Source organism: Haloferax sp. Atlit-10N, from assembly GCF_003586325.1.
GTDB lineage: Archaea > Halobacteriota > Halobacteria > Halobacteriales > Haloferacaceae > Haloferax > Haloferax prahovense.
On record NZ_PSYX01000001.1, the window covers coordinates 627141 to 640169 of the forward strand.

10 protein-coding genes and 1 pseudogene are annotated in these 13029 nt (G+C 67.8%); 6 read left to right on the forward strand and 5 right to left on the reverse strand.

The genetic code is table 11. From position 1 onward, the window contains the following. Nucleotides 1–15: 15 nt before the first annotated feature. From C5B91_RS03275 to C5B91_RS03295, 5 genes are all read left to right on the forward strand, one after another. A complete protein-coding gene (locus C5B91_RS03275; protein ID WP_004971053.1) occupies nucleotides 16–390 on the forward strand; it encodes a helix-turn-helix domain-containing protein in 375 nt (124 codons plus the stop codon). Continuing rightward, nucleotides 390–683 (forward strand): hypothetical protein, encoded by a 294-nt coding sequence (locus C5B91_RS03280; RefSeq protein ID WP_008092467.1) that lies wholly within the window; start codon nucleotides 390–392, stop codon nucleotides 681–683. Before C5B91_RS03275 ends, C5B91_RS03280 begins: the two co-directional genes overlap by 1 nt. Nucleotides 684–911: 228 nt before the next feature. Next, nucleotides 912–1337, forward strand: coding sequence for a thioredoxin (trxA, locus tag C5B91_RS03285; RefSeq protein WP_008092469.1), 426 nt, complete (start codon nucleotides 912–914; stop codon nucleotides 1335–1337). Nucleotides 1338–1397: 60 nt separating this feature from the next. Then, nucleotides 1398–2876, forward strand: a complete 1479-nt coding sequence (locus tag C5B91_RS03290; protein WP_115819090.1) for an AMP phosphorylase — start codon at nucleotides 1398–1400, stop codon at nucleotides 2874–2876. A 49-nt stretch (nucleotides 2877–2925) separates the two neighbouring features. Continuing rightward, nucleotides 2926–3897, forward strand: coding sequence for a ribose 1,5-bisphosphate isomerase (locus C5B91_RS03295; RefSeq protein ID WP_008092473.1), 972 nt, complete (start codon nucleotides 2926–2928; stop codon nucleotides 3895–3897). Between the two features lie 30 nt (nucleotides 3898–3927). Here C5B91_RS03295 and C5B91_RS03300 read toward each other — a convergent pair whose 3' ends face one another. After that, nucleotides 3928–4590, reverse strand: a complete 663-nt coding sequence (locus tag C5B91_RS03300) for a helix-turn-helix domain-containing protein (protein ID WP_049913385.1) — start codon at nucleotides 4588–4590, stop codon at nucleotides 3928–3930. A 97-nt stretch (nucleotides 4591–4687) separates the two neighbouring features. Between C5B91_RS03300 and C5B91_RS03305 the strand changes: the two genes are divergently transcribed. After that, a complete protein-coding gene (locus tag C5B91_RS03305) occupies nucleotides 4688–6382 on the forward strand; it encodes an NADH-quinone oxidoreductase subunit D (RefSeq protein ID WP_115819305.1) in 1695 nt (564 codons plus the stop codon). Nucleotides 6383–6421: 39 nt separating this feature from the next. Here the strand turns inward: C5B91_RS03305 and C5B91_RS23060 are convergent, their stop codons facing one another. From C5B91_RS23060 to C5B91_RS03320, 4 genes and pseudogenes are all read right to left on the reverse strand, one after another. After that, nucleotides 6422–7645 carry a methyl-accepting chemotaxis protein gene (locus C5B91_RS23060; RefSeq protein WP_394295174.1) on the reverse strand — a complete coding sequence of 408 codons (1224 nt, stop codon included), beginning with the start codon at nucleotides 7643–7645 and terminating at the stop codon, nucleotides 6422–6424. Continuing rightward, nucleotides 7640–9370 (reverse strand): annotated as a pseudogene (locus C5B91_RS23065) (cache domain-containing protein); the annotation flags it as partial. The gene C5B91_RS23060 and the pseudogene C5B91_RS23065, both read right to left, overlap by 6 nt. 278 nt (nucleotides 9371–9648) lie before the next feature. After that, nucleotides 9649–10893, reverse strand: a complete 1245-nt coding sequence (gene rbcL, locus C5B91_RS03315) for a type III ribulose-bisphosphate carboxylase (protein WP_115819092.1) — start codon at nucleotides 10891–10893, stop codon at nucleotides 9649–9651. Between the two features lie 108 nt (nucleotides 10894–11001). Then, nucleotides 11002–12921 (reverse strand): DEAD/DEAH box helicase, encoded by a 1920-nt coding sequence (locus C5B91_RS03320; protein ID WP_115819093.1) that lies wholly within the window; start codon nucleotides 12919–12921, stop codon nucleotides 11002–11004. Nucleotides 12922–13029: the final 108 nt, after the last annotated feature.

The window sequence follows — 13029 nt, forward strand, 5'->3', positions numbered from 1 at the left end:
CGGTCAATCTGGGTAATGGCGCGCGACCGGTCCGCGATGGAGTCGGCCGAACTGACGGCGGTGCTCGACGCGCTCGACGACGCGGACGCACGAGCCATCATCAGAGGACTCGAAGAACCCATGACGGCAAGTGAAATTTCAGACACGTGTGACATCCCGCTTTCGACGACGTACAGGAAGTTGGACCTGCTCACCGACGCGGCGCTCCTCGCCGAGGGGACCCAGATTCGCGCGGACGGTCACCACGCGACGACCTACGAGGTCGCCTTCGACGAGGTTCGAATCGCTCTCAACGAGGACCGCGACTTCGACGTCGCGGTCGGCCGCCCGGAGCAGACGCCCGACGAACGCCTCGCGGACATCTGGTCGCGGGTCCGGAGGGAGACCTGATGGGGCACCTCAGCGCCTCGCCGACGATTACGACGATGATCATCGTCGTCAAGACGGGCATCCTCGTCCTCGGCGGGCTCATCACCTACTTCAGCTACAAGGCGTACCGGAACACCGGGGCGGCGTCGCTCCGCGCGCTCGCGCTCGGCTTCGGTGTCGTCACGCTCGGCGCGATGCTCGGCGGCGCGCTCGACGTGATTCTCAACGTCGACCTCGCCACCGGACTGCTCTTCGACTCGGTGCTGACGCTCGTCGGCTTCGCGGTCATCACCTACTCGCTGTACGTCGACTGAGCTGGTTCGGGAGGCTGCTCTCGGACGGCCCCGACCGAGTCCAATCGAACCGCCTTCGAACCAGCCCGTAACTCGCGGTCGCGCCCCCGCCGTTTCTGTCACGTCTCTCGGTCGTGAACCACAGCGATATCCCGGAGCGTGCCGCTCGTCACCACGAATCAATGGTCGCCAATATTATTGCTCGAATTGTGCAAAACCGTTATTAGGTAGCGGCCGATACCAGTAGGTATGTCCGACGACGAACTGAACGATATCCGGCAGCAGAAACGCGAACAGCTCGAATCCAATCTCCGCGGCGACGGCGGAAGCACGGCGAAAGGAGCCGCAGATTCCCCCTCGGAGCCCGTCCACGTCGACGGCGCTGAGGTCCTGGAAGACGTCGTCTCCACGAACGACGTGGTGCTCGTCGATTTCTACGCGGACTGGTGTGGTCCGTGCAAGATGCTCGAACCCACGGTGAAGAAACTCGCGCAGAACACCGACGCCGCGGTCGCCAAGGTCGACGTGGACGCGAACCAGGAGCTCGCCGCACAGTACCAGGTTCGGGGCGTCCCGACGATGGTGCTTTTCGCCGACGGCGAGGCGGTCGAACAGCTCGTGGGCGTCCGCGGCTACGACGACCTGAAGAACCTCGTCGAATCCCACCTCGCGTAAGCGTTCTCTCCCCCCGAGACTCGGGGTCGATTTATTGACGCTCTCGTCCGACCTTCGGGTATGCAACTCCTCGCCGAACCCATCGACATCGGAACCCGGTCGCCGACGGTCCTCCTGAACGAGAGCGACGCGGCCGAACTCGGGGTCCACGCGCTCGAACGCGTCCAACTGCGGCGAGACGGGCGGACGACCATCGCCATCGTGGAGCTGACGGACGAACTCGTTTCTGAGGGGACTCTCGGCGTGACGCGCCGGCTCGGTCACATCGAGGGCGAGGTCGAGGTTTCGGTCGCGCCGCAACCCGACTCGGTGTACTACATCCGCAAGAAGCTCGACGACATCGAACTCGAAGCCGACGAACTGTCCCAACTCGTCCGCGACATCTACGAGGAGCGCCTCGCCGACGTGGAACTCGGGGCGTACGTCTCTGGAATCTACACGAACGGGCTGTCGATGGAAGAGACGATGCACCTCACGGAGTCGATGGCGGACGTGGGCGAGACCATCACGTGGGAAGAGCCGGTCATCGCCGACAAGCACTCCATCGGGGGCGTCGCGGGCAACCGCGTCACGCCGATTCTCGTCCCCATCGTCGCCGCGGCGGGGCTGAAGATTCCGAAGACCTCCTCGCGGGCCGTCACCTCCGCGGCGGGTACCGCAGACACGATGGAGGTCCTCTGCGACGTGGAGTTCTCCGTCGCGGAGATACGCGACATCGTCGGGAAGACCGGCGGCTGTCTCGTCTGGGGCGGCGCGGTGAATCTCTCGCCGGTCGACGACCGCATCATCCGCGCCGAGACGCCGCTCTCTATCGACCCCAAGGGGCAGCTCATCGCCTCCGTCCTCTCGAAAAAGAAGAGCGCCGGCTCGACCAACGTCGTCGTCGACATCCCCTACGGCGAGGGCGCGAAAGTCGAGAGCCTCGCCGAGGCGCGCGAACTCGCGAAGGACTTCAACCGCGTCGGCGACCACCTCGGGATGGCGGTCGAGTGCGCCATCACGAACGGGGTCGCGCCGGTCGGCCGCGGGGTCGGTCCCGTGCTCGAAGCCCGCGAGGTCCTCGCCACGCTCGCCGGCGGCGGCCCGAACGACCTGCGGGTGAAGGCGATTCGCCTCGCCGACCTGCTGTTCGAGTCCGTCGGCGTCGACGCCGACGCCGCCGAGATTCTGGACTCGGGGCAGGCCGAAGAGACCTTCCGCGAGATACTCGCCGCGCAGAACGGCGACCCCGACGTGGAGGCGGCGGACCTCTCGCCCGGCCGACACACCGTCGCGGTCCGCGCCGACCGCGACGGCGTGGTCACCCACGTCAACAACCGCCTCGTCAACGAGGTCGCTCGCCGGGCCGGCGCGCCGAGAGACCCCGGCGCGGGCCTCGAACTCCACCGCCGCGTCGGCGAGATGGCCGCCAGCGGCGAGACGCTGTTTACCGTCCACGCCGAGTCCGAGGACAAACTCGCCGACGCGAAGGCGCTCTCAGAGCGTGTCGAGACCGTCCGGGTGCGACACCCCGACGAGGCGCTCGTCGACCGGGTCTGAACGCCGTCTCCGCGGCGACCTTTTTCCATTCGACGCCCGTAGTTCCCGCATGGACGACCGCGTACATTCCGAGGTCCGACGCACCGCGACGGAAATCGACACGATGGAGATTCGCGGCGCGGCGACCATCGCCGACGCGGCCGCGCGGGCGCTCCGGACACAGGCCACGGAGAGCGACGCCGCCGACGCCGAGGCGTTCCGGGCCGAGCTCCGCGCGACCGCCCGGACGCTCCACGAGACGCGGCCGACGGCCGTGAGCCTCCCCAACGCCCTCCGGTACGTCCTCCGCGACATGTCGAGTACGACCGTCGAGGGGCTCCGACAGAACGTCGTCGACTCGGCCGACGAGTTCTGCGCCCGGCTCGAACGGGCGCAGGCCGACCTCGGACAGGTCGGCGCGAACCGCCTCCGCGACGGCGACACCATCATGACCCACTGCCACTCCACGGACGCGCTGGCGTGCGTCGAGGCGGCCGTCGAGCAGGGAAAGCACATCGAGGCGGTCGTCAAGGAGACGCGGCCTCGAAATCAGGGACACATCACCGCGAAGCGACTCCACGAACTGGGCGTGCCCGTCACGCTCATCGTCGACTCGGCGGCCCGCCGCTACCTCAACGACGTGGACCACGTGCTCGTCGGCGCGGACGCCGTCGCGGCCGACGGGAGCGTCATCAACAAAATCGGGACGAGCGGCCTCGCGGTCAACGCACGCGAGCGGGGGTCGCCCATCATGGTCGCCGCGCAGACGCTCAAACTCCATCCGGGGACGATGACCGGTCACACCGTCGATATCGAGATGCGCGACACCGCCGAGGTCGTCGACGACGACACGCTCGCGGACCTCGGAACCCCCACCGTGAAGAACCCCGCGTTCGACGTGACGCCGCCGCGATACGTGGACGCCATCGTCACCGAGCGCGGGCAGTTCCCGCCGGAGAGCATCGTCATCCTGATGCGAGAACTGTTCGGCGAGGGCACTTCTGAGCCGTGGGCGGAGCCGTCGCCGCGGGCCGAACCGTAGGCGGAGACGTCGTCGCGAACCGACCCGCAGTCACGACCGGCCGACGAGGTCGGCCATGACTTTCATCTCCGCTTTTCGCAGGTGCTCCGCCGCGGTGCTCGTCGAGCAGTCGAGCCGCGCGGCCACGTCGGCGACCGACCCGGTCCGCGGCTCGCGGTAGTAGCCGCAGTCGACGGCGACCTCGATGGCCTCGCGCTGGCGGGGCGACAGCGACCCGGCCGAGACGCTCCCCGGCCCCGTGTACTCCCTCACCCGCACGACTTCGAGGCCGCGGCCCTCGGGGAGCTGTTCGACCGCCGACTGGAGCGCCTCGTCGGTCCCGACGAGCGTCATCGAGACCGTTCCGTCGCCGTCGAAGACGACCGGCGGGACGACGATGAGACCGCCCCGCGTGACGGCGGCCGTCTGCCTCGTTCCCGCCGCGTCGAGCCGCTCGTCGACCACGATGAAAAAGGAGTCGCCGGGGAGCTGGGAGAGTTCGTACGACAGGATGCGCTCCGTCTCCGCGAGCGCCGCCTCGTAGGCCTCGACGTCGGTCCCGAAGACCTCGAAGACGATGGTGTTCCTGTCGGTCACCGTCGGGTTCCAGTGGTGGAGTTCGGTCCGCTCGAACGCCTCGTGTTCGACGACGAACTCGTGCATCGGATGCAACTGTTCGTCGTCGGGCGTGAAGCGAAGCCTGACCGATTTCATGCCGGCGAATTGATTCGACTGCGACATAAAAACCGGCCGCACTCGTGAGGCAGAACGACGAACCGACGACCGGACGAACGGGCGGATGTCAACCGTCATGTCACTCGAACGCCCGCAGCAGCCCCCCGAGTCCGACGCCGACCCCGCCGCGCTCGCCGACGACGCCTCCGGTCCCCTCGACGCCGACGCGCTCCGGCGGGCGTTGGGCGACGCCGTCCTCGCCACCGAAGCGCACGTTCACGCGCCCGCGGTGCAGGTTCGCCCGGACGCGGTGCAGTCGTCGCTCTCGACGCTCCGCGACGACCTCGGCCTCGACCACCTCTCGTGTGTGACCGCCCAGGAGTACGAGGACCGCTACGAGTCCATCTATCACCTGAAGTCGTACGACGACCCGACCCGAGAGGCGAGCGTCGTCGTCCCGACGCCCCGAACCGACCCCGTCAGCCAGTCGGCCGCGCCGGTGTTCCGGACGGCCGAGTGGCACGAGCGAGAGGCGTACGACCTCGTCGGCATCGAGTACGAGGGACACCCGGACTTGCGTCGTATCCTCCTGCCGGAGACGTGGCAGGGTCACCCGCTCGGGCTGGACTACGACCAGACGCGCCCGCAGGTGGTCCGGTACGACGAGAACGCGAACCCGCTGGCCGAGGACGGCCGGGCCAGCTCGAACACGATGCTTCTCAACATCGGGCCGCACCACCCGGCGACCCACGGCGTGATGCACCTGCAGGTCACGCTGGACGGCGAGCAAGTCGCCGACGTGGAGCCGGACATCGGCTACATCCACCGCTGCGAGGAACAGATGTGCCAGCGGGGCACCTACCGGCACCAGATTATGCCGTACCCCGACCGCTGGGACTGGGGCGGCGGCGGCCTCCTGAACGAGTGGGCCTACGCCCGCACCGCCGAGGCGCTGGCGGACATCGACGTGCCCGAGTACGCGCAGGTGCTCCGGACGCTGGCGGCCGAACTGAGCCGTATCCTCTCGCACATGCTCGCGGTCGGCGCGTACGCCCTCGACGTCGTCGGCGACTTCACCGCGACGTTCATGTACGCCATGCGGGACCGGGAACTCGTCCAGAACGTCCTCGAAGACCTCACGGGCCAGCGGCTGATGTTCAACTACTTCCGGCTCGGCGGGGTCGTCTGGGACCTCCCGGAACCCCGCGAGGAATTCTTCGAGAAGATTCGGACGTTCGTCGACGGCCTCCCCGAGAAACTGCGGGAGTACCACGACCTCCTGACGGCAAACGAGATTCTGCAGGCCCGAACGCTCGAAACCGGTATCCTCCCGCCCGAGGTGGCGAAGGACTACGGCGTGACGGGGCCGGTCGCCCGCGGCTCGGGCATCGACTACGACCTTCGCCGCGACGACCCCTACGGCTACTACGACGAACTCGACTGGGAGGTCGCCGTCGAGGACGACTGCGACAACTTCGCGCGCCTGCTCGTCCGCCTCCGGGAGGTCGAGGAGTCGGCCAAAATCGTCGCGCAGTGCGTCGACCTCCTCGAAGACTGGCCCGAAGACGAGCGGACCATCCAGTCGAACGTCCCGCGCACCATCAAGCCGGACGACGACACCGAGGTCTACCGCGCGGTCGAAGCCGCGAAGGGCGAACTCGGCATCTACATCCGCGCCGACGGCACGGACACCCCGGCGCGGTTCAAGATTCGTGGCCCTTCGTTTTCGAACCTCCAGTCACTCCCCGAGATGGCCGAAGGCGAGTACATCCCGGACCTCATCGCTGCGCTCGGGAGTCTCGATACGATAATGGGAGAAGTAGACCGGTAATCGGCGGTGGGACGGCGGGTGTCGCGCGTCGGCGACAGTTCAGTCGTCCGACGGCGAGGCGGGACCCGCCGCGTCACCCGACCCGTCGGCGACGGCCTGTGGTCCCGACGGCGGCGACCCGTCGGGGGACGTCCCGACCGACGCGGGAGCGTCGCCGCCGCGCCCGCTTCCGCCGGCGTCGCCGACGTCGAACCGTCCGACGAGGTCTTTGAGCGACTCCGCCGACTTCGACACCTGCCGGATGTTCCGCGTGACTTCGTTTATCGCGGCGGTCTGTTCTTCGGTCGCCGCGGAGACCGTCGCCGTCTCCGAGGTCGTCTCCTCGCTCACGCTCGACACGTCGTCGACCATCGAGACGACCTCCTCGGTCGAGACGGCCTGGTTCTCGGTCGCCTGCGAAATCTCCTCGACGCCGTGTTCGGCCTCGCGAATCGCCCCGGAGATGTGGTCGAACATCTCGATGGCGTCGCCGATGGTCTCGGAGCCGCTCTCGACGCTCTCCTGCATGGACTGCATGTCGTCGACCGTGTCGTCGGCGCGGTCGCGCACCTCGTCGATGCGGGCTTCCACGTCGTCGGTGGCCTGACTGGCCTCCTTCGCCAGCGCCTTGATCTCGTTGGCGACGACGGCGAAGCCCTCGCCGGCCTCGCCCGCGCGGGCCGCCTCGATGGATGCGTTGAGCGCGAGCAGGTCCGTCTGCTCCGCGATGTCGTTGATGAGTTGGACGATTTCGTTGATTTCGCCCACCTGCTCGCCGAGGGCTTCGACCCGCTCGACCGCCTCGTCGGCCTCGGTCTCGATGGTAGATATCTCCTCGGTCGCCTCCGCGGCGTGTTCGCGCCCCTCGTCGGCGAGCGACACGGCCTGATTCGCCGACTGGACGACGCCGTCGGCGGAGGCGGCGACCTCCTCGATGGTCGCAGAGAGGTCGTTCATCTCGTTTGCGACCGTCTGGAGCCGTTCGGTCTGCTGTTCCGCGCCGTGAGCGATTTCCTCGACCGACCGCGCGGTCTCCTGGCTCGCGGACTCGATTTCCTTCGCGCTCGACACCGTCTCGTTGCTCACCGCCGCGAACTCGTCGGCGACGGACTGCACCTCGACGAAGCCGTCCTGGAGCTTCTGAATCCCCGTGTCGAGGTCGGTCATGATGGCGCCGAACTCGCCGGGCAGGTCGGTCCGGAGGTTCTGGTCGAGGTTGCCGTCGCCGAGCTCCGTTCCGGCGGTTCGAAGCGCCGAGACCTGCCGTTGGAGGTTCGCCTGCATGTCGTCGAACGCCTCGACGAGCTCCCCGAGTTCGTCGTCGTTGGCGTCGATGGCTTCGTCGTCGTCGAACCGCCCGCGGGCGAGCGACTGCGCGCGGTCCCGAAGCGCCTCTATCGGCTCCGAGAAGTACCGCGCGGCGACGTAGCCGACGCCGACGACGACCACGATGATACCGACGATTAACAGGAGCATGACGTTCCGGGAGGTGTCTGCCCGACTGTTCATCGCCTGTCCGAGCTGTTTGACCGGCCCCGTCACGTCCGACTCGGGGACGGTCGCGACGAGTTTGTACTGTCCGTTGCCGAAGTGGAGCGGCGCGTACCCGACGAAGTACCGGTCCGAGTCGCCGCTTTCGCCGGCCGTCTCGTAGGTGGTGAGGCCGCGCTGGACGAGGCCGGCCGAGAGGTTCTCGGCGACTTCGCCCTCGACGGTTCCGAGCGATTCCTTCGAATCGGTCAGGAGCGTGCCCCCTTCGCCCACGATGGTCATGTGACCGCTCTCACCGACCTGGATGTCGTCGATGAGCACGTTGAGGAGGTCGAAGTTGAACTGGAGCGTGATAGTCCCCGTGAGTTCGCCCCCGTGGTAGACCGGCGTAGTGACGTAGACCGTGGCCCCGTCGTCGGTCGGTACCACCTCACTGACCTGGATTTCACCCTCCTGAAGCCCGGTCGCGGTCTCGAACCATTCCTCTTCGGCGTAGGAGACGTCGGACACCGAACGGGTGGTGATGCCGTCTTCCGTGCGAACCGTTTGGACGACTCCCTGCCCGTTTTCGTCGGTGAACAGAATCTCGTCGTAGGCGGGGCGCTCCTCGCCGTCGATAGTCACGGAGCGCGTTCTGAGGTAGCTCTCGAACGAGTCGTTAATCTGGCCGCGGGCGTCGGCGACGGCGGCCGTCTGGAGCTCGTAGTAGTAGACGCTCGGCGCGAGCACCCAGTCGAAGTCCTCGTGGTAGGCGTACGCGACGAACTTCTCCTCGACGGGGTTGCCCGCTTGGGTGGTGTCTTCCCACTCGTACTCGACGATGCCCCAGTCCTCGCCGTTGCGGACGGCGGCGTTCGACTCGATTTCGGCGGGCACCTGATTGAACGCCTGTATCTCGGTGTCGTCGACGGCGTTGACTCCGTCTTCGAGGCTGTGGTGGACGACGAAGTCGAGGTCGCCGTTCAGGACGAACGCGTAGCCGGTCGACCCGACGTAGCCCGGTCGGAACGCGTCAGAGAGCGTTCCACTCTGTTGGACGCCGTTTCCGGCCGTTCCGGCGATTCGCGCCTCGACTTGGTCTTTCACCTGTTGTTGCTCTGCCGAAGTGAGTTCCTCCCAGTCCCGGCCGCCGTACTGGTTCGCGAGCACCGTCTCTTTCGTCGTCTCGACGGTCGCACGCATCTGGAGCGCCATGTACCCTAACTGCGCCTGGCTCTGTTCCTGGACGAGTTCCATCTGGCCCGCCCGGGCGGCTTCGTAGTTCTGTACCGGCGCCGAGTCCGCCAGCGCGAGCGCGTCGATTCGGCGGACGTCGAGCAGGTTCTGTATCTCCTCTTGCCGGGCGGCGACGGTTTGGTTCAACTCGCCGGTAATCTGCGCTTCGAGCGTCGCCTCGCTCTGTTCTTGTGCGTAATCGCCAATACTTGACATTCCTTGGACGCCTGCGACGCCAACGACTGCCACGGGTAGCAGCGAGATGGCGAGACACAGCGCGATAAGTTTCGTTCGTATCTTCATGGTTTAGTTGATATCGGCGAACCCCGGCATCCCCCAATACACGCCGAGCAGCCGGGTGTGTGTCCGAATAGCTCTGAATCTAGCTCTGAAAAAACAACCGTATAAAGCTCACCCGCCAATTATTATCGACGATATTCGAGCCCCGAACCACTTCGGGGCCCGTGGAATGACGAGAGGACCCTCTTCGATATTGTAGTAATGACTCAACGCTTCTCTGGAGATTGTCACGAACTAGCAACACTTGCGGCCGCGGCGGCGGTCGCGCCGCCTCGTCACCCCTACCGCGGCGTCTCCGTCCCCCACTTATCGAGGGCGACGGCGAGTTCGGGCGTCTCCTCGGCGGCCGCCGAGATGGACCGCCCCTCGACGTAGGCGTCGATGGCCGACCGGAGCGCGACCGCGCCCGCGCGGGTGCCGTCGGGATGGCCGTGGATGCCGCCGCCGAGTTGGACGCAGACGTTCGTCCCCGTGGCGTCGAGTAGGTCGGGGAGCAGGCCGGGGTGGAGCCCGCCGGAGGCGACCGGCAGCACGTCGTTCATCCCGTAGAGGTCGCCCGCGAGCCACTCGTTGATGCCGACGGTGTCCTCGTTGGCGAGCTTGCCGAGGCCGGCGGTGCCGGTGTGGAGTTGGTCGACGCCGCAGAGGCGACTTATCTGCGCGAGCACCCGCATCGAGACGCCGTGGGACGGGAGCCGGTCGAAGGCGGCGTGCATGGCGCGGTGGGCGTGGATTGCGATGCCGTGTTTCTCGGTGCGCTCGCGGACGGTCTGGAGGCCCGCCCAGCCCGCGGTGATGATGTCCACCATAACGTACTCGCCGCCCTGCGCGGCCACCTCGTCGACCCGGTCGAGCATCGTCTGGGTGTCGGCGGTGACGTTGATGAGGTAGGACTTCTTCTCGCCCGTCTCGTCCTCGGCGTCGTCGCGGAGCGACAGCGACTCCGTGAGGCGGTCGGAGAAGGGGTTGAACGCCTGGTCGGTCAGGTTCTCGTCGTCCTTCAGGAGGTCGACGCCGCCGACCCACGCGTCGTAGCCGACCTGTGCGTGTGCGGCCGTCGAGAGGCCGACTTTCGGCTTGGGGACCGTCGCCGTGATGGGGCGGTCGGTGACGCCGAATACCTCCTCGCGGACCGACGACCCGTACAGCGGACCGGGGTACGACGAGACGATTTCTTCGGGCCACTCGCAGTCGAGGAGCCGAATCGTATCGACCGCCTTCATACCCATGATGTTGCCGGCGATGCACGACAGCACCTGCGGCATGTTACCGGGTTCGAACAGCCCGGCGGGGTAGGCGACCCGAATCAGGTCGCCGTCGATGTCGAACGTCGTCGCGCCCATGTCGGTGAAGTCCGCGCCGGTCTGGAGGGCCGCCCACGTGCCGTTGGAGGACTCCGAGGCCACGCGACTCGCCGCCGCCTCCGTCGACATCCCCGTCGCGGGGTCGATGCGGAAGGTGCAGACGAGGTCCTCGTCGGTCGGTTCGTACTCGAGGTCGAGGAAGTCTTCGTACGTGATACCCATAGCTTCGCCTACGCTCCCGCGAAGCTTAAAACGGCATCCCGAAGCGACTTTGCCCCCTCGACGCGAAGAAACACGGCTCGGCGCAGAGCGGGGGATTCGGCTCCCGCGTCAGGGCGACAGCAACGCCCGGACCTCGCGGAACTCCGGCACGTCGGTGTCGAGGGCGGCACAGAGCGCGTCGGCCGCGCCCAGCAACCACTCGGCGCGCTCGACGCGGGACTCCACGTCGCCCGGCCCGATTCGGTAGCGCTCGACGAGTTCCTCGATGTCCGAGCCCTCGGTCCACTCGTGGAGGATGCGGGCGGTCTTGACCGCGGTCAGCCACTCCTCGAAGGGGTCGGCGTCGTGCATCGCGGTGGTGAACTCCGCGGCGTGGCTCCGGGCGTACTGGTACATCAGCGCCCGCTCGCGGTTGCCGAGGTACGTGTCGTGCATGTCCGGCGTGTCGCAGACGACTTCGAGGGCGGTCCGGGCGGTGACGTGCTCGTCGGCCATCGTCTCGATGGTGCGGATGCCCGAGACGATGCGCGCCCCGGTCGTCGGCGAGACGTACTGTCTGGAGGTCTGTGCGCCCAGCGTCGTCGCCGACAGCGTCCCCCCCGTCGCGTCGAGGAGCTCCATCGCTTCGAGCTCCGAGACCACGTCGGCGACGAGTTCCGCGAGGTCCACGCTCGGATTCTGGTGAGCGTAGTAGGTCGCCGAGAACACGTCGGCGACGCCGTCGAGGCTGTCGGCGAACCCGGAGGCGACGACCGAGAGGACGTGCGTCCGGAGCGCCTCGGGGTCGTCGAACTGCGAGTCCACGGCCTCCGCGTCGGCCGTCACGTAGCGGTCGAACAGCTCGGCTTTCGTGTCCGCGTCGCCGACGAGGACCGCCTCGCCGAACGGGTCGAGGTGCGGGCGGCCGGCGCGGCCGCACATCTGGTGCACGTCGAGGACGGGAATCCACGCCATCGAGTCGCCGGTGTAGCGCTTCTGGTCGCGGATGACGACCCGGCGAGCGGGGACGTTCACCCCGGCGGCGAGCGTCGGCGTCGCGCAGATGACCGCGAGCCGGCGGTCTCGAAAGGCGTTCTCGACGGCGACCCGGTGGGCGCTCCGCAGGCCGGCGTGGTGGAAGCCGACGCCGGTCCGGGCGCACTCCGAGAGCTGGCGGCCGGTCGCGGTGCCGCCGAGTTCGTCGAGTTCGTCGCCGAGGGCGGGCGCGGGCGAGAGGTCCTCGCCGGCGAGGCGGTCGGCGAGCGCCTCGGCCTCGCGGCGCGACCGGACGAACGCGAGACACTGTCCGCCAGTCTCGACGGCGTCTTCGACGAGCGCGACGGTCGCCTCGGTGGCCTCGTCGTCGTTCGGGCCGGTCGGGGGGACGACCACGTCGAGGTCGGTGCCGTCGTCGAACTCGACGGTCTCGTCGGCGTAGACGCCGGTTCGGAGCGAGACGGGCCGCCACGTGCTCTCGACCAACGCCGCGTCGAGCCAGTCGGCGATGACCTCGGGGTTGTCGACGGTCGCCGAGAGGGCGACGAGCTGGAGGTCCGGAACGCGGCGCTGGAGCGTGGCCAGCGTGACTTCGAGCGTCGGCCCGCGGCCCGGCGCGCCGAGCAGGTGGACCTCGTCGACGACGACACAGGCGAGGCGTTCGACCCACGGCGCGCCGTTTCGAATCGCCGAGTCGACCTTCTCGCTCGTGGCGACGACGATGTCGTGGTCGCCGAGTTCCGCCTCGTCCGCGTCGAAGTCGCCGGTGGAGATGCCGACGCTCACGCCGGGGAGTCGGTCGAACGTCTCGTACTTCTCGCGGGCGAGCGCGCGCAACGGGACGATGTAGAGCGCCGGCCCCTCGGCGGTGAGCATGGCGAGTTCCGCGATGAAGGTCTTGCCGCTGGCGGTCGGAATGGCGGCGACGACGCGGCCGCCCTCCGCGACGCCCGCCTCGACCGCGGCGGCCTGCGGCGGATAGAGTTCCTCGATACCGTTCGACTCGTAGTGGGAGACGAGGGCCGCCGACAGCGGGAGGTCACGCACGCGCATCTGTCACCGTTCTGGTGGCGGACTCACATAAGTACCTTCGCCGAGCGGGGGTTCGCCGACCGACGGCCCGCCGAACCGAGCCGAGACGTTCGGCCTCGTGCGACCGTC